This window comes from Sphingopyxis chilensis, assembly GCF_035930445.1.
Classification (GTDB): domain Bacteria; phylum Pseudomonadota; class Alphaproteobacteria; order Sphingomonadales; family Sphingomonadaceae; genus Sphingopyxis; species Sphingopyxis chilensis.
Window position 1 is genome coordinate 2,884,584 of record NZ_CP142394.1, and the last position, 15,802, is coordinate 2,900,385.

Here is a 15,802-nt window from a genome sequence, read left to right on the forward strand (position 1 = left end):
ATGATGCTGTCGAAATAACATTACTGACACAGATGTCAATAGTGCGTTAACACCGCTCCCGACGCGCGCAAGAATCCGCTCGACGCTCCTCGCCGCGCACGATACCCCTGCGCGCTCGGCCGAAGGGGAATGCGGCATGGACAGTCCGGCGACGGCGACGCGTTATGAAAGCCTCGATGCCATTCGCGGCGTCGCGGTGATGGGCATATTGGCGATGAACATCGTTGCCTTCGCCCTGCCCTTCCCCGCTTATGCGAATCCCGCTGCGGGCGGGCCGCCGGGCGCCGCCGACATCGCGACCTGGTTCTTCAACTTCATATTTGTCGATTCCAAGATGCGCGGCATGTTTTCGATGCTGTTCGGGGCGAGCACGTTGCTCGTCATCGACAGCGCCGCTGCGGCGGGGCGCAGCGCCGCGGGCGCGCATTATTCGCGTATGTTCTGGCTCGCGATCTTCGGCCTCGTCCATTTCTACCTGATCTGGTTCGGCGACATCCTCTTCCTTTATGCGATGTGCGGGCTGCTGCTCTTCCTGTTCCGCAACCTGTCGGTCAAGGCGCTCCTGCTCTGGTCGATCCCCTTCTTCCTGATCGGCATCGGTCTGCCCGGCAGCCTGTGGACGTCGCTCGCGATGGCACAGGCCGGCACGCTGCCGCCCGAGGTCGCGGCAAGCATGAAGGAGGCGCTGGCCCAGATGAACGCCGACATGGGCCCCTCGACGCCGGCCTATGCAAAGGAAATGGCGCTTTACCTCGGTAGCTATTCCGGCATCGTCGCGCACCGGACCGGAGACATGGCCGGCGACCCGCTCTTTTTCCTCAGCCTGTTCCTGTGGGAAACGATGGGGCTGATGCTGGTCGGCATGGCGCTGTTCAAATCGCGCATGCTGACCGGCGAATGGGACGCCGCGCGCTATCGCAAATGGGCCATCATCTGTTTCCTTGTCGCGGCGCCGCCGCTGGCGGGGCTTGCCGTCTATCAGATGGAGGCGGGCTATGACGCCGTGGCGATCTTCGGCTCGACGATCGTGCTGTCGATCCCGTTCGATACGCTGATGACCGTCGGTTGGGCGGCGCTGATCATGCTGCTCATCAAGACCAGGGCGAGCGACGCCGTGCGCTCGCGCCTCGCTGCAGCGGGGCGCATGGCCTTCACCAACTATCTCGCGACCTCGATCGTGATGACGACGATTTTCTATGGCTATGGGCTCGGCCTGTTTGGCAGCGTCGGCCGCCTGCCGCTCTACCTTTTCTGCTTCGGCATGTGGGCCGCGATGTTGCTATGGTCGAAACCCTGGCTCGAACGCTATCATTATGGGCCGCTCGAATGGCTGTGGCGCAGCCTGTCGCGCTGGCGGGTTCAGCCGATGAAGAAGGCCGCAGCCGCTCAGTAACTCGCCGCGCGACCGAAACCCGAAGGGCGTCGCTGGACGAGCGGATTGGCTTCGCGCTCGAGCGCGGCCAGCGTTTCCTCGAACAGCGGACGCAGCGTGACCACGCGCGGCAGATACTCCTCGGGACTGGTCTGGCTTTCGACGCAGTGGCGCGCGAACATCTCGATATCCTCGGCCAGCGCGCCGAGTTTCTCTCCGCCGAACTGGCGCGCTTCGCTCTTCAGCGTGTGGGCGGGCATCACGAGACCGCGCGCGTCGCGCGCACGCATCGCCTCTTCGATCGCGGCGACCGACTTGGTCCCGTCTTCGCGAAAATAGCCGAGAATCCGTACGAATGCGGCACCCAATTCGGTGCGCGTCGCGCGAAACTCATCCCAATCGACCAGAATTTCGTCCAATGCTTTCGTCCCTTGGTGTTCATATTCGGCCGTGGTCCCGGCCGTTCCATGCCCAACTTGGGTAAAAAAGACGTTACGCTGACGGCTAGCGTGCGGCCAAAGCCGCCCCGTTTCGGGTCAGTCGCGGCGTACGCGCCAGCGCCCCGCGGTGGCCGGCGTCGCATCCTCGACCCGCCAGCCATGTTCGTCGGCAAGCGCCGCTACCTCACGGCCGGCCTGCGGATCGTCGGCGATCAGCAGCACTTCGCGCGCATCGCGCATCGCGCGGGCGAGGCGCAGCGCAGGCCAGGGACAGCGCATCCCGCGCGCATCGACGACCAGCGCCGATCCGTCACTCGTCATACGGATTGCGCGAATTGCGGAAATTGAGCCGCACCGGAACGCCCTGGAACCCCAGCTCCTTGCGCATCCCGTTGACCAGATAGCGTTCATAGCTTCCCGGCAGCGCATCGGTCCGCGACCCGAACACGACAAAGGTCGGCGGCCGCGTGCGCGCCTGCGTGATATAGCGCAGCTTGATGCGCTTGCCGCCGGGCGCCGGCGGCGGGTTCGCCGTGACGGCACCCTCGAACCAGCGGTTGAGCCGCGCGGTCGACACGCGATTGGTCCAGATCTCGCGCTGTTCGAACGCGACGCGGACCAGCGTGTCGATACCCTTGCCCGTCGCGCCCGAAATGCTGAGCACGGGCACGCCCTTGACCTGGCTCAGCCCGTCGTCGAGCGCCGCCCGCACGCCGTTGAACAGCGCCGACGGATCCTCGGCGACGTCCCATTTGTTGAGCGCGACGATCAGCGCGCGTCCTTCCTGAAGCACCCTGTCGGCGATGCGCAGATCCTGCGCCTCCAGCCCCTTGGTCGCATCGAGCAGCAGCACGACGACCTCGGCGAAATCGACCGCGTGAAGCGCATCGGCAACCGACAATTTCTCCAGCTTGTCGATCACCTTGGCGCGCTTGCGCATGCCGGCGGTGTCGAACAGCTGGATCTCGTGGACCTCGCCGTCCTTTTCCCATTGCCAGTCGACGCGGATCGAATCGCGCGTGATCCCGGCTTCGGGTCCCGTGATCAGCCGGTCTTCGCCGATCATGCGGTTGATCAGCGTCGACTTGCCCGCATTGGGGCGCCCGACGATCGCGAGCTTCATCGGGCCGAGCGGCGCGTCTTCATCCTCTTCGCCCCCATCTTCCCCAAGAAGGACGGGAGGCAGCCGGGCTTCGGCCTCGGCGGCGTCGAAACCCTCGACGATCGGGCGAAGCGCATCGAACAGGTCGACGACACCTTCGCCATGTTCGGCGCTGAGCGCCACCGGATTGTCGAAGCCGAGCGAATAGCTCTCCATCAGGCCGTTTTCGCCCTGTTTCCCTTCGGCCTTGTTGACGAGGAGGATGATCGGCGTGTCCTCGCTGCGCAGCCAGCGCGCGATTTCCTGGTCGAGCGGGGTTACCCCGGCGCGGCCGTCGATCATGAACAGCGCGGCGTCGGCCTCGCGCACCGCCTTTTCGGTCTGGACGCGCATCCGGCCGGGCAAGGTCGCCGCGTCATAATCCTCGAAACCCGCGGTATCGACGATCGTGAATTTCAGGCCGAGCAGTTCGCCGTCGCCTTCGCGGCGGTCGCGCGTCACGCCCGGCTGGTCGTCAACGAGCGCAAGGCGCTTGCCGACCAGCCGGTTGAACAGCGTCGATTTGCCCACATTGGGTCGACCGACAATGGCGATCGTCGCGTGTCGCGACATTACAGAGTCCTCATTTCAAAGCATAAAGCGATAAATACGGCCGTGTTCCCGAGCGAAGGCGAGGGCTCGTTCGAGCGGAGCGAGAACGGTCGCTGCCTCGTCTTCGCTCGGGGACACGGGACAAATGACCGCGCGATGTTTCCGTCAGCGCCAGGCCGTGATCGTCCCGTCGTCCGCGAGCACGTACAAGATATTGTTCGCGACCACCGGCGACTGGGACAGCGGCGACTTGAATTCGGTCGATGCCAGCAGCGACCCGTCGGTCGGCGAAAATTCCGCCAGCGTGCCTTCGCTGTTGACCGCGATCAGCCGGCCGCCGGCCAGGATCGGCCCCGTCCAGCGGATCGGGTCCTTCTTCTTCTTTTCGGTTTCGACGCGGAACCGCGCCAGCTGCTGGAGCCAGCGCACCTTGCCGTTCGCGCGCGCGACGCAGAGCAGCTTGCCGTCGTCGGTCATCGCATAGACCCATTCGCCGACCACATAGGGGGTCGAAATGCCCGCGATCGAGATTTCCCAGCTGCGCTGGCCGGTGACGAGTTCATAGCTTGCCATGCGGCCGCCCTGGCCGAGCGCGAAGACATGGCCGCGGTCGACCACCGGGTCGGCGTCGACATCGGTGAGCGTCGACACCGACAGCGCCATCGACGTGCGCGCGAGCGCGTCTTCCCACAGGTCGCGGCCATTCTCGTAGCGATAGGCCTGCACCTCGCCCGACGAGAAGCCGGCAACGATCGTGCCCTGTCCGGCGGCCGGCGATGCCGCGCCGAACACGCTGCCGGCCTCGGTCGATGCCGTCGCCTGCCATTGCACCGCGCCATTGGCGGCATTGAGCGCGTAAATCTGGTTATCCTGGCTGATCACATAGACGCCGCCGAACGCGACCGTCGGCGCGCCGCGCAGCGGGCCGGCGGGCTTCACCTTCCAGATCACCGAGCCGTCGGCAGCGTTCAGCGCGGCGACGTCGCCGACGCCGCTCGTCGCATAGACCACATTGCCATCGACCGCGGCGCCGCCGCCGAACAGCGAATCCCTGAAATCCTTGCCGGTGCTGCCGATCGCCGCGCTCCACAGCTTCGCACCGGTGTCGGCGGCAAAGGCCGAGACGACCGCATCGGTATCGACCGTGAACAGCCGGTTGTCGGCGATCACCGGCGACGAGGCGAGGCGCTGCTTCTTGGTGCTGCCGGCGATGCTCGCTTCCCACAGCTTCGCGCGCGTCGCACCGAGCGCCGGATGGCCCATCGATTTCGACGCATTGCCGCCCGACTGGGCCCAGGCCGCATTGACCGCCGGTTCGGGCAGGACGACCGCGATTGCGGCGGTCGCGGAATCGACCTTGATGCTGCTATCGTTCGACAGGATCGACACGCGATCGCCGATCGTCGGCGTCTTCGGCCCGCCGTCGCCCTTGAACACCCCGCATGCAGCAAGCGGCAGCGCCAGCAGCGCCGCATAGAATCCGTAACGCGTGTTCCGCATATTAATTGGCTTCCTCAGTCTTCGCGGCTGCCGCTGCCTTCGGCGCAGCATCGCCTTTCTTTTCGGCGGCGGCACTTTCCGCCGCCCTGTCCGTAACCGCGTCGACGCCGAGCATGCCCGCCATCTGCACCGAACGCGATTGCAGCGACCGCGTCACGTCGGGCAATTTGGCGATGCGGCCATAAAGCGCGCCGGCCTGGTCGAACTGGCCCAGCTGATAATGCGCCGTGGCCGACAGTTCGGCGGCGCTCGCGAACCAGCTCGACGCCGGATCCTTGGCATCGATCATCGGCTTCATCCGCGCGATCACCGTCTCGGGCTTCAGCGTGTCATATTCGAACGCCGTCTGGCGGATCAGCGCAAGATCGCGCAGCGCCTGGTCGAGCTTGGTGTCCGCGGCGACCTTTGCCATCAAGGCGGCGGCGGCCTTCAGGTCGCCGGCCTGCGCCTTGATATTCGCTTCCTGCATCTGCGCGACCGCGCGATAGGCTGGGTCGCCTTCCGCCGCGATCTTCTGCAGTTCGGCGGTCGCGGCGCGCGGCTGGTTGGTGCCAAGCTTTTCGAATGCCGCGATCAGTTCCTCGGCCTGTTCGCCGCGCGCGGCATCCTGCCGGTGGCTCCAGAAGAGATAGCCGCCGAATGCCAGCAGCGCGGCAAGGACGCCGCCGATGATCCACCGGCCGTAACGCTGCATGATCGTGTCGAGCCGGTCCTTGCGGACGGCTTCGTCGACTTCCTGCAACAGCGCGGCGTCATTCGTCGGGCTCAGGGCCAATCAAACCTCCATAAACTCAATAGCGGCGCTGGGCCGGCCCGCTTCCTTAGCGACGGCACAGGGAAAGGCCAAGCGTTTCACTTTGGGTCGCCGCCGCGCCATCAACCTGCGTAGATCTGATCCTCGGTCGGGAATGAACGGGACCTGACTTCGTCGGCATAGTCCTTGACCGCGCCGCTGACGACGCCGGCCATGTCCTGATAGCGCTTCACGAACTTGGGCACGCGGTCGAACATGCCGAGCATGTCGTCGGTGACGAGGACCTGGCCGTCGCACTGCGCCGATGCGCCGATGCCGATCGTCGGGCAATCGACCTTGTTCGTGATCTCGATCGCGATCGATTCGAGCACGCCTTCGATGACGATCGAAAAGGCGCCGGCCTGCGCGACCGCGACCGCATCCTCGACGATCGAGCGCGCCTCTTCCTCGCTCTTGCCGCGCACGCCATAGCCGCCGAGGATGTTGACCGCCTGCGGCGTCAGCCCGACATGACCCATCACCGGAATGCCGCGCTGGGTCAGGAATTCGATCGTCGGGGCAAGCACCTTGCCGCCCTCGACCTTGACCGCCGCCGCGCCGGTTTCCTTGAGCAGGCGCGCGGCATTGTCGAACGCCTGCTGCGGGCTGCCCTCATAGCTGCCGAACGGCATGTCGACGATCACCGCGGCATGATAGCTGCCGCGAACCACCGCCGCGCCGTGCAGCGCCATCATCTCCATCGTCACCCCGACGGTGTGCGGCAGACCGTAAATTACCTGCGCGAGCGAATCGCCGACGAGCAACATGTCGCAATGCGGGTCGAGCAGCTGCGCCATGCGGACGGTGTAGGCGGTCAGCATGACCAGCGGCTCGCCGCCCTTGCGCTGGCGGATGCGCGGCACCGTGAGGCGCTTCATCGGTTGCGGCGTCGGATTGGCGCGGCTGGTCGATGTGTCGAAGGTGAGCGTTTTGGGGAGCGTGGACATGGCGCGGCGGTTTAGCGGCTAATCCGCGGCGGCGAAAGCGCGAAGGCAGGCGATGTAAATTATCCTTGACTCAATGTTCGTTTTAATTAACATCTCGTCTAATTGAACGAACATCGGAGACGTCGGACATGTCCTTTCGCGAAAAAACCCACTGGGCGGCCTTCATCGGCATCTTCGTCGCCTTTGGCTGGTATTTCGTCGCCTATCCCTGGCACAAGATCGACACCCCGGCGGGCGTCGGCGCGGTGGCAGGGATGCTGGTGCCGGTGACGGTCATCATCATCGCCGTGATGGCGGCAACGGCCGCCTTCTTTGCCATCCGCGCGCCCAACGAGGCGTACGTCAAGGAAGACGAGCGCGAACGCGGCATCCACCTCCTCGGCACCCATCTCGCTTATTATCCGCTGGTGCTCGGCTGCTGGGCGAATATGATCGCGATATTCTATCGCTTCACGCCGGGCGTCTATCTCAACATGTTGATCGCGACCGTCGTGCTGGCCGAACTGGTCCGCGTTGGCGCGCAGCTCTATTATTATCGCCGGGGGCACTGACCGGTGGCGCTTCCCTTCACCAACGATATCCGCACGCTGCGCTTCCTGGCCGACGAGATGACACAGGGCGATCTGGGCGAGCGGGTCGGGGTGACGCGTCAGACGATCGCGGCGATCGAGCAGGGCAAATATTCGCCGTCGCTCGAGGTGGCCTTCCGTATCGCCCACGTCTTCGGCAAGCCGCTCGACACGGTCTTTCAGTGGATTGACGACGGGGATTGAGACAGCGCGGCCGCGCGGGCCCGGTCCGGCGCCTCCCCCCGGTGGCGCCGGTCCGGGCTTCAGGCTTCGCTCAACGCCGCGAGCTGCGCGTCGCTCAGATCGAGATCGAGGCTGCCCATCAGTTCGTCGAGCTGCCCGACCGTCGTCGCGCTCGCGATCGGCGCGGTGACGCCGGACTGCGCCGCGACCCAGGCGAGCGCGATCTGCGACAGCGTCGCGCCGGTTTCGGCCGCAATCCGCTCCATCGCCGCGAGCACCGCGGGGCCCTTTCCTTCCAGATAGGGTTTGACCCGCGCACCGCGCGGGCTTTTGCCAAGGTCGGCGGCACTGCGATACTTCCCCGACAGATAGCCCGAGGCGAGGCTGAAATAGGTGACGACGCCCAGCCCTTCATCGATGCAGAGCTGCTGCAACGGGCCTTCATATTGGGCCCGGTCGAGCAGGTTGAGTTCGGGCTGCATCGCGGTGAAGCGCGGCAGGCCTTTTTCGTCCGCGACGCGCAGCGCCTCGGCCAGCCGCTCGGCGGAATAGTTGGACGCGCCGATCGCGCGCACGATCCCCGCGTCGACCAGTTCGGCAAAGGCGCCGAGCACTTCATCGAGCGGCACGTCGGGATCGTCCTTATGCGCGAAATAGAGGTCGATGACATCGGTGCCGAGCCGGTCGAGCGACCCCTGCACCGCGTCGCGGATGCGATCGGGCTCGAGGCCGCCGGGCATCATGCCGACTTTGGTGGCGATCAGGACCTTGTCGCGCGCTCCGCTTTCCCTGAGCCACGCACCCATCATGTTTTCGGACTCGCCACCCTTGTGCCCCGGTACCCACGCCGAATAGACGTCGGCGGTGTCGATCATTCCGCCGCCATGTTCGACGAAGCGGTCGAGAACGGCGAAGCTGGCGGCCTTGTCCGCCGTCATGCCAAAGACATTGCCGCCGAGCACGAAGGGGCGGATCGACAGGCCGCTCTGGCCCAGCGCGCGTTCGGTCATCGCGAAACTCCTTTTGCAACCGCGGGCACCGCCTCGCGCGGGTTGTCGCTGAACAGGCCGTCGATCCCGGCGGCAAGATAGGCGTCGATCTCGTCCGCCAGGTCGCCATGACCCGCAGGGTTGATACTGGCCTTGTCGCCGAGCGGGAGGAAGTAGTTTTCGCGCCGAAACGTCCAGGGATGCACCTTCAGCCCCGCGGCGTGCGCGTCGCGCACCAGCGCGGTCGGCTTGCCGAGCCGGCCGAGCGTTCCGCGCGGGATCACCATCGCCTTGTTCGGGCCGATGCCGTTGGCATATCCGGCGATCATCTTCAGCCCCGAAGGCGACGCCATCGCGGCATAGCTGGTGCCGGGCCGGTCGGCGGGCCCGCCCCCGGCGTCCATCAACTGTATCAGCGGCAGGTCACTCTTCGCGCGCAGGTCCATCAGGTTGCCGACTTCGAAGCTCTGTATGAACACCGGCGCGGTGCGGCCGCGATAGCCGAAGCGGTCCAGCATCGCGAGCAGCGGCGCCTCGTGCGGCAGGCCGATCGAGACGAAATAGCTCGGGTGCTTGGTCTCGGGATAGACGCCCACGGGCTTGTCCCGCTCGCTGTTCATCTCGGCGAGCAAGGTCAGGATTTCCTCGAAGGTCGGAATTTCGAACCGACCGTCATAATCGGTGCTGCGGAGCCGCGGCAGCCGCTCGCGCGCGCGAAGCGTCTTCAACTCGGCCAGCGTGAAATCCTCGGTGAACCAGCCCTCGACCGTCTGCCCGTCGATCGTCTTCTCCGCTTTGCGGTTCGCGAACTCGGGATGGTCGGCGACGTCGGTGGTTTCCGAAATCTCATTCTCGTGCCGCGCGACGAGGACGCCGTCCCTGGTCAGCACCAAGTCGGGCTCGATGAAATCGGCACCCTGTTCGATCGCGAGCCGATAACCCGCCAGCGTGTGTTCGGGCCGCTCGCCCGACGCGCCGCGATGCGCGATGACGATCGGCGGCTGTCCGTCGAGGGTGGGCTGCGCGATCACGTCGTCAGCCGTGCAGCCTGCGGACAGCATCAGCGCCGCCGCGGCGATGACCGGCCGGATCATGCCGCAAACCGCGCCTGCCAGTCTGCGGCCGAAAAGCCCACGCTCACATCGCCGCCGGCTTCGACGACCGGGCGCCGGATCATGGCGGGCTGATCGAGCATTAGCGCCTTCGCCGATGCGGCATCGAGCCCCTCCTTCTGCGCCTCGGGCAGCTTGCGAAAGGTCGTCCCTGCCTTGTTGAGCAGCTTTTCCCAGCCAAGCGCGTCGATCCAGCCCTGCAGTCGCACCGCGTCGAGCCCGTCCTTGCGGACGTCGTGGAAGCGATAGGCGACGCCCTGCTCGTCGAGCCAGCGCCGCGCCTTCTTCACCGTGTCGCAATTCGAAATGCCATAGAGAATCATCGTCATGTCCCGAGGGTTAGCAGGCAGCGGTTGCAGATTCGAGGCTGCACGCGTGCGCGCCGGGAAAATTGCTCACCGCTCGGCGATGCGCGTGTTCGCGCTGGCGAGCTTGCCGCGAAGCGCGCGCGCAAAGCCCTCATGGAGCGCGCCCGCGATGCCCGGATTGGCGGCGAGATAGGCGCGCAGCGCGGCGGCGGGAACGAACCAGAGGCGGGCGTTGCTGCCGAGAAGCACCGTTCCCGTCGCCTGGGCGCCGTCGAGCACCGTCGCTTCGCCGATCAGCGCGCCGTCGGACAATTTCCCGATCTCGACCCCGTCGCGCAGGATCGCCGCCTGCCCCTCGGCGAGGTAGAAGAGGCTCGGCGCCGCCTGGTTTTCGCGGATCAGCACTTCGCCGCGTTTTGCCGAAATCCAGTGACCCTCGTCGATCAGGTCGCGCGCCGCCGCCGCGCTCAGCCCCGCGAAATGCTCGCGGCGCAGCGCCTCTTCCTCGGCCGAAAAGCTGACTTTCGTCCCGCGCAGCCAGAGGCGCGTCAATATGCCGATATTGACCACCAGTATCGCAAGCACGAGCAGGCTGTAACCGAGGTCCGACCCGCGAAAGAGCGTCAGCGGCAGCGCGACCAGCGCCGCGGCGGCGAGGCCGATGCGCGCATAGTCGATGCGCACGACAAAGCTCGTCGCCAAAAGGAGCAGCAGCGCCCCGTAAAGGAACCACGCGGAATCGAAATTCGCCACAGCCAATCGCTCGCATCCCGACCCGCAGCCGGGTCACTGGGTGTTTAACGTAACCGATAGCTAACAACCTTGGCCGCGCGCGCCCATCCCCACACCAAGCTTCGCAATAAACTATCAGTTCCTGGCCCTGAAGAAAAGCATAGGTGCGCAAATGTCACGATAATGCTAATTTTCCGCTTCGCTCGCGCGGGAAACATTGCTTCCGCGCGGCATAAGCGCCATGTGGCGCTCGATTCGAACGCGAGAAGACAGGCAGATGACGAAAAATTGGCAACCGCATAGCTGGCGTTCGCACGAGGCCCGCCAGCTGCCCACCTACCGCGACGCCGATGCGCTCGCGGCGGCCGAACGCGAACTCAGCAATTATCCCCCGCTGGTCTTCGCGGGCGAGGCGCGCGAGCTGACGAGCGAACTCGGCCGCGTCGCGGAGGGCAAGGCCTTCCTGCTCCAGGGCGGCGATTGCGCCGAAAGCTTTGCCGAATTCCATCCGAACAATATTCGCGACACCTTCCGCGTCCTTCTCCAGATGGCGGTCGTGCTGACCTTCGCGTCGAAGATGCCCGTGGTGAAGCTCGGCCGCATGGCGGGCCAGTTCGCCAAGCCGCGCTCGGCCGACATGGAAGAGATCGATGGCGTGTCGCTGCCCAGCTATCGCGGCGACAACATCAACGACATCGCCTTCGACGCCGCGGGCCGCGAGCCCGACCCGCAGCGCATGGTCAAGGCGTACAACCAGTCGGCGGCGACGCTGAACCTGCTCCGCGCCTTTGCGAACGGCGGCTATGCGAACCTGCATCAGGTCAACGCCTGGACGCATGATTTCATGGATCGCAGCCCGTGGGCGAAGAAATATCAGGAAACCGCCGCGCGCATTTCCGAAGCGCTCGCCTTCATGGAAGCGTGCGGCGTGACGCCGGAGACGGTGCCGCAGATCAAGGGCACGAGCTTCTACACCAGCCACGAGGCCTTGCTGCTCCCCTATGAACAGGCGCTCACCCGTCAGGACAGCCTGACCGGCGGCTGGTACGACACCTCGGGCCATTTCCTGTGGGTCGGCGACCGCACCCGCTTCGAAGGCTCGGCGCACATCGAATATCTGCGCGGGATCGGCAATCCGGTCGGCATGAAGTGCGGCCCCAGCCTCGAGCCCGACGTGCTGCTGCGCCTGCTCGACACGCTCAATCCGAACCATGTCGCGGGCCGCATGACGCTGATCACGCGCTATGGTCACGACAAGATCGAGGCGCATCTGCCCAGACTGGTGCGCGCGGTGAAGGAATCGGGGCACCCCGTCGTCTGGTCGTGCGACCCGATGCACGGCAATGTCATCAAGACGCCCAACGGCTACAAGACGCGCCCGTTCGAGCGCATCCTCGCCGAAGTGCGCGGCTTCTTCGCCGTCCACCGTGCCGAGGGCACGCATGGCGGCGGCATCCATATCGAGATGACCGGCCAGAATGTCACCGAATGCACCGGCGGCGCGATGGACGTCACCCAGATGGACCTCGCCGATCGCTATCACACGCACTGCGACCCGCGCCTGAATGCTGGGCAGAGTCTGGAGCTGGCCTTCCTGCTCGCCGAGATGCTCAATCAGGAAATGGCGGATCGCGCCAAGCAGGCGGCGTAACGCCATTCTCGTCATTGCGAGCGAAGCGAAGCAATCCAGGGCGGTTTACGCCACTCTGGATTGCTTCGCTTCGCTCGCAATGACGATCTAGAGAATTACCTACCCGGCCACCGCTTGGTATCGGCAAACGCCCGCCCCAGCGCGACGTGCAAATCCGCATCCTCCGCCGCGCCGCCGAGCGGGATCTTGTCCGAGAAATTGTCGGCCGGACGGTGATAATCGCTGCCCAGAAAGGCTTCGAGCAGCTTCATGTCCGAAAAGCTGCCGCCGACCATCAACGATGTCACGCCCTTGGCACCCAGCGCCCAGCCGTCCTGCCGCTGGATGAAGGCATCGGCCTCGCCATCCTCGTCGAGCGTGCGGCCGAGCTTCGTCGCCGCCTCCCGCACCACCGCGTCATAAGCGGGCTTGCCGCGCCCGATCGTCGCGACGGGCGTGCCGCGCGGCGAAATCGCGATCGTATCGACGTTGAGCGCGACGGTGATGTCGGACAGCGGCACCACCGGATGGTCGGCGAAATAATGCGCGCCGAGCAGACCCTTTTCCTCCGCGGTCGTCGCCATGAAATAAATGTCGCGGTCGGGGCGCGCGCCCTTGCCGAGCCGCTTCGCGATCTCGATCAGCACCGCGATCCCGCTCGCATTGTCGACCGCGCCGTTGCAGATGCGGTCGGCCTCGCCCTCGGGCGCGCAGATGCCGAGATGGTCCCAATGGCCGAGGAACAGCACCGCCTTGCCGTCGGGCTTCGCGCCGGGCAGCTTGGCGATGATATTGTGACTGGCAAAGGGGCGGACCGCCGATTGCGTGGTAAAGTCCGCCGTCACCGGCAGCGCGGCGCCCTTGTAATCGGGCGACTTGGCGGCCTCGCGCAGCGCCGCGCCATCCTGCCCCGCCGCCTTGAGCAGCGCATCGCCGGCTTCGGGCGACAGGAAACCGCTGACCGGCGCGCCCGCCTTCGCGCTGGCTAGGCGCACATATTTGCTGCCGAGACTTTCGCGCAGCGCCGGCCACGGCACCGCACCCGTCGAAATCACGAGCACCGCGCTCGCGCCCGCGTCGGCAAGCATCTGCCGCCGCTCGCGATAGCGCGGCAGGTCGTCGCCAAAGGGCGCGTTGTCGAACAACATGATCGCGAGCTTGCCCTTGACGTCGGCATTGACCTTGCCGGCGCCGTCGATGCCATAACCGACGAAGAGCGCAGGTACGCCCGCGAGCGCGACCGACGCATCGCGGCCGTTCAGGACGATCCCGTCGTCGCCCAGCGCGAAATCGCGGCCGCTTACCTTGAACTTCGCCGATCCGCCAAGCGCCTGCGTCTCGAGGAAGGGCACCGGCTGGAGCCACGGCGTCGCGCTGCCCGGAACGGCTTCGAGCCCGGCCTTCGCCCATTCGCCGACGACATAGGCGATTGTGCGATCCTCACCCTCGCTACCCGGCGCGCGGCCCTCGAACGCGTCGTCCGCCAGCACCTTGATGTGCGCGGCAAGCTCGGCCTCGGTGACCGGGGCATCGGCCTTCGCGGGCGCCGCCGAAACGCTCGGCGTGAAGGAAAGAAGGGCGACGGCCGCAATGGCGGCGCGGAAAGGAGCAGCTTTCATGGGCGCGCGGCATGACATTTCCGCCGCAAGTAGGCAAGGCGGTTCGTCGAACGACCAACGGCAGGCTCCCCTCCCGCAAGCGGGAGGAAAGAGTCACCGCCCCGCCCGCGCCAGCAACGCGCGCGCCGCCGCGACGTGCATGTCCTCGATCATCCGCCCCTCGTGCCGCTGCGCGCCGCCGGTCGCCGCCGCGACGAGCGCCTCGGCCGCCGCGATCTCGCGCTCCGACGGCGCGAAGGCGGCATTGCACGGCTCGACCTGCGACGGGTGGATCAGCGTCTTGCCGTCGAAGCCCAGCCGTCGCCCCTCGGCCGCCTCGGCTGCGAAACCCGCGCCATCGTCGATCGCGTTATAAACGCCGTCGAAGGCCCAGACCCCGCCCGCCCGCGCCGCGAGCACGATCGCCTGGATCGCATGGCTCATCGCGCCGCGGTCCATGCCGTCGGGAAGTTTGAGCTCGTACGCGAGGTCGTTGAGTCCCGCTATCAGCCCGCGAGTCGCCGGATCGGCGGCGATATCGCGCGCGGCATAGACGGCGACCGGCGTCTCGATCATCGCAAAAAGCGGCAGCGCCAGCCCGCGCGCGGGTTCGAGGTCGGCGATGGAATCGACCTTGGGCAGCACGACGGCATCGATCGGCAGCGTTGCGACCGCATCGATGTCCGCCGCCTGATGCTCGCTGCCCGTGCCGTTGATCCGCACTGCGACGCGCTTGCCCGGAAAGCCCGTCGTCACCGCCGCGCGCATCGCCGCGCGCGCCTCCGCCTTGCGCCCCTCGGGCACCGCGTCCTCCAGGTCGATGATCAGCATGTCGGCGGCAAGCCCGCCCGCCTTTTCGAGCGCACGCGCGTTCGATCCCGGAACATAGAGCAGGGAGCGGGGCGGATAGCCGGCCGAACAGTCACTTGAGGTCATGCGCTTTTCTGTGGCGCAACCCGGCCATTGCCGCAATAAGGAAGCGGGCTTGCAGCGATGCAATATGTGGGAAGGGGATGATCGATGGAATTCGCGCTCGCACTCGTGGTTCTGGCGCTGGTGTTCCTGATCTGGGCGCTGACGCCGGTGCGGCAGGGATATGCCTATACGATCGAACGTTTCGGCCGCTACACGCATACCGCGCAGCCGGGCCTCAACTTCATCATGCCGATCTTCGACCGCGTCGGGCGCAAGGTGAATGTGATGGAACAGGTGCTCGACATTCCGGGGCAGGAGATCATCACCAAGGACAATGCGATGGTCGCGGTCGACGGCGTCGTCTTCTTCCAGGTGCTCGACGCCGCCAAGGCGGCCTATGAGGTCAGCGACCTCTATCTTTCCATCATGAACCTGACGACGACGAACCTCAGGACCGTGATGGGCTCGATGGATCTCGACGAAACGCTGTCGAAGCGCGACGAGATCAATACGCGCCTGCTTCATGTCGTCGACGATGCGACGACGCCGTGGGGGGTCAAGATCACGCGCGTCGAGATCAAGGACATCCGCCCCCCCGCCGACATTTCGAACGCGATGGCGCGGCAGATGAAGGCCGAGCGCGAAAAGCGCGCCAACATCCTTGAGGCCGAAGGCATGCGGGCCTCGGAAATCCTGCGCGCCGAGGGCGAGAAGCAGGGCCAGATCCTGCAGGCCGAGGGCCGCCGCGAAGCCGCCTTCCGCGACGCCGAGGCGCGCGAGCGCGAGGCCGAGGCCGAAGCCAAGGCGACGCAGATGGTGTCCGACGCGATCGCCGGCGGCAATGCGCAGGCGATCAATTATTTCATCGCGCAGAAATATGTCGAGGCGGTCGGCCAGTTCGCGACCAGCCCGAACAGCAAGACGATCCTCTTCCCGGTCGAAGCAACGCAGCTGATCGGAACCTTGGGCGGCATCGGCGAACTCGCCAAGGATGCGTTCGAGCGCAAGGCGGGCGCCTGAC

The 15,802-nt window shown here is 65.9% G+C and carries 17 protein-coding genes; 5 read left to right on the forward strand and 12 right to left on the reverse strand.

Translation table 11 applies throughout. From position 1 onward, the window contains the following. The first annotated feature begins 136 nt into the window (after positions 1–136). Positions 137–1,393 carry a DUF418 domain-containing protein gene (locus VSX79_RS13400; RefSeq protein ID WP_179494636.1) on the forward strand — a complete coding sequence of 419 codons (1,257 nt, stop codon included), beginning with the start codon at positions 137–139 and terminating at the stop codon, positions 1,391–1,393. On the opposite strand, the gene VSX79_RS13405 is transcribed toward VSX79_RS13400, so the two are convergent. The 6 genes from VSX79_RS13405 to panB all read right to left on the reverse strand — a co-directional run bounded on the left by VSX79_RS13405 (position 1,387) and on the right by panB (position 6,745). Further along, the gene (locus VSX79_RS13405) at positions 1,387–1,791 is read right to left on the reverse strand and encodes an Hpt domain-containing protein (RefSeq protein WP_179494634.1); all 405 of its coding nucleotides are present in this window, start codon (positions 1,789–1,791) and stop codon (positions 1,387–1,389) included. The two genes, VSX79_RS13400 and VSX79_RS13405, sit on opposite strands and share 7 nt — an antisense overlap. A 117-nt stretch (positions 1,792–1,908) precedes the next feature. Then, entirely contained in the window at positions 1,909–2,133 is a 225-nt protein-coding gene (locus VSX79_RS13410; RefSeq protein WP_179494632.1) for a sulfurtransferase TusA family protein, read from the reverse strand. Continuing rightward, on the reverse strand, positions 2,123–3,526 hold the full coding sequence (der, locus tag VSX79_RS13415; protein WP_326913595.1) for a ribosome biogenesis GTPase Der: 1,404 nt from the start codon (positions 3,524–3,526) through the stop codon (positions 2,123–2,125). The genes VSX79_RS13410 and der overlap by 11 nt, the downstream gene beginning before the upstream one ends. A 144-nt stretch (positions 3,527–3,670) precedes the next feature. After that, positions 3,671–5,005 (reverse strand): outer membrane protein assembly factor BamB family protein, encoded by a 1,335-nt coding sequence (locus VSX79_RS13420; RefSeq protein ID WP_326913596.1) that lies wholly within the window; start codon positions 5,003–5,005, stop codon positions 3,671–3,673. A gap of 1 nt (position 5,006) precedes the next feature. Further along, a complete protein-coding gene (locus VSX79_RS13425) occupies positions 5,007–5,780 on the reverse strand; it encodes a tetratricopeptide repeat protein (protein ID WP_179494625.1) in 774 nt (257 codons plus the stop codon). Positions 5,781–5,881: 101 nt separating this feature from the next. Beyond that, positions 5,882–6,745: a 3-methyl-2-oxobutanoate hydroxymethyltransferase gene (panB, locus tag VSX79_RS13430; protein ID WP_179494622.1), complete on the reverse strand. Its 864-nt coding sequence runs from the start codon at positions 6,743–6,745 to the stop codon at positions 5,882–5,884. Positions 6,746–6,873: 128 nt separating this feature from the next. Here panB and VSX79_RS13435 point away from each other — a divergent pair, with 128 nt between their 5' ends. Then, a complete protein-coding gene (locus VSX79_RS13435; protein ID WP_179494620.1) occupies positions 6,874–7,296 on the forward strand; it encodes a hypothetical protein in 423 nt (140 codons plus the stop codon). Between the two features lie 3 nt (positions 7,297–7,299). After that, on the forward strand, positions 7,300–7,518 hold the full coding sequence (locus VSX79_RS13440; protein WP_179494618.1) for a helix-turn-helix transcriptional regulator: 219 nt from the start codon (positions 7,300–7,302) through the stop codon (positions 7,516–7,518). Positions 7,519–7,577: 59 nt separating this feature from the next. On the opposite strand, the gene VSX79_RS13445 is transcribed toward VSX79_RS13440, so the two are convergent. From VSX79_RS13445 to VSX79_RS13460, 4 genes are all read right to left on the reverse strand, one after another. Beyond that, positions 7,578–8,507 carry an aldo/keto reductase gene (locus VSX79_RS13445; RefSeq protein WP_326913597.1) on the reverse strand — a complete coding sequence of 310 codons (930 nt, stop codon included), beginning with the start codon at positions 8,505–8,507 and terminating at the stop codon, positions 7,578–7,580. Next, positions 8,504–9,580: a glycerophosphodiester phosphodiesterase gene (locus VSX79_RS13450; RefSeq protein WP_179494614.1), complete on the reverse strand. Its 1,077-nt coding sequence runs from the start codon at positions 9,578–9,580 to the stop codon at positions 8,504–8,506. The genes VSX79_RS13445 and VSX79_RS13450 overlap by 4 nt, the downstream gene beginning before the upstream one ends. Further along, positions 9,577–9,927, reverse strand: coding sequence for an ArsC family reductase (locus tag VSX79_RS13455; protein ID WP_179494611.1), 351 nt, complete (start codon positions 9,925–9,927; stop codon positions 9,577–9,579). Before VSX79_RS13455 ends, VSX79_RS13450 begins: the two co-directional genes overlap by 4 nt. Positions 9,928–9,993: 66 nt before the next feature. Next, positions 9,994–10,659, reverse strand: coding sequence for a Crp/Fnr family transcriptional regulator (locus tag VSX79_RS13460; protein ID WP_326913598.1), 666 nt, complete (start codon positions 10,657–10,659; stop codon positions 9,994–9,996). 256 nt (positions 10,660–10,915) lie between these two features. On the opposite strand from VSX79_RS13460, the gene VSX79_RS13465 reads away from it, so the two are divergent. Then, the gene (locus VSX79_RS13465; protein WP_326913599.1) at positions 10,916–12,289 is read left to right on the forward strand and encodes a class II 3-deoxy-7-phosphoheptulonate synthase; all 1,374 of its coding nucleotides are present in this window, start codon (positions 10,916–10,918) and stop codon (positions 12,287–12,289) included. A 95-nt stretch (positions 12,290–12,384) separates the two neighbouring features. On the opposite strand, the gene VSX79_RS13470 is transcribed toward VSX79_RS13465, so the two are convergent. Together VSX79_RS13470 and VSX79_RS13475 are read right to left on the reverse strand one after the other, a co-directional pair. Further along, entirely contained in the window at positions 12,385–13,887 is a 1,503-nt protein-coding gene (locus VSX79_RS13470; RefSeq protein ID WP_326913600.1) for a M28 family peptidase, read from the reverse strand. 93 nt (positions 13,888–13,980) lie between these two features. Next, entirely contained in the window at positions 13,981–14,802 is an 822-nt protein-coding gene (locus tag VSX79_RS13475) for an HpcH/HpaI aldolase/citrate lyase family protein (RefSeq protein WP_326913601.1), read from the reverse strand. 84 nt (positions 14,803–14,886) lie between these two features. Here VSX79_RS13475 and VSX79_RS13480 point away from each other — a divergent pair, with 84 nt between their 5' ends. After that, complete coding sequence (locus VSX79_RS13480; protein ID WP_179494601.1) at positions 14,887–15,801, forward strand: SPFH domain-containing protein; 915 nt, start codon at positions 14,887–14,889, stop codon at positions 15,799–15,801. The last annotated feature ends 1 nt before the right edge of the window (position 15,802 follow it).

Excerpts from the sequence above, each read along its gene's own strand:
- VSX79_RS13450 (WP_179494614.1), bottom strand. The coding sequence starts at position 9,580 with ATGATCCGGCCGGTCATCGCCGCGGCGGCGCTGATGCTGTCCGCAGGC.
- VSX79_RS13445 (WP_326913597.1), bottom strand. The coding sequence starts at position 8,507 with ATGACCGAACGCGCGCTGGGCCAGAGCGGCCTGTCGATCCGCCCCTTC.
- der (WP_326913595.1), bottom strand. The coding sequence starts at position 3,526 with ATGTCGCGACACGCGACGATCGCCATTGTCGGTCGACCCAATGTGGGC.
- VSX79_RS13470 (WP_326913600.1), bottom strand. The coding sequence starts at position 13,887 with ATGAAAGCTGCTCCTTTCCGCGCCGCCATTGCGGCCGTCGCCCTTCTT.
- panB (WP_179494622.1), bottom strand. The coding sequence starts at position 6,745 with ATGTCCACGCTCCCCAAAACGCTCACCTTCGACACATCGACCAGCCGC.
- VSX79_RS13455 (WP_179494611.1), bottom strand. The coding sequence starts at position 9,927 with ATGACGATGATTCTCTATGGCATTTCGAATTGCGACACGGTGAAGAAG.
- VSX79_RS13475 (WP_326913601.1), bottom strand. The coding sequence starts at position 14,802 with ATGACCTCAAGTGACTGTTCGGCCGGCTATCCGCCCCGCTCCCTGCTC.
- VSX79_RS13465 (WP_326913599.1), top strand. The coding sequence starts at position 10,916 with ATGACGAAAAATTGGCAACCGCATAGCTGGCGTTCGCACGAGGCCCGC.
- VSX79_RS13400 (WP_179494636.1), top strand. The coding sequence starts at position 137 with ATGGACAGTCCGGCGACGGCGACGCGTTATGAAAGCCTCGATGCCATT.
- VSX79_RS13420 (WP_326913596.1), bottom strand. The coding sequence starts at position 5,005 with ATGCGGAACACGCGTTACGGATTCTATGCGGCGCTGCTGGCGCTGCCG.
- VSX79_RS13410 (WP_179494632.1), bottom strand. The coding sequence starts at position 2,133 with ATGACGAGTGACGGATCGGCGCTGGTCGTCGATGCGCGCGGGATGCGC.
- VSX79_RS13480 (WP_179494601.1), top strand. The coding sequence starts at position 14,887 with ATGGAATTCGCGCTCGCACTCGTGGTTCTGGCGCTGGTGTTCCTGATC.
- VSX79_RS13435 (WP_179494620.1), top strand. The coding sequence starts at position 6,874 with ATGTCCTTTCGCGAAAAAACCCACTGGGCGGCCTTCATCGGCATCTTC.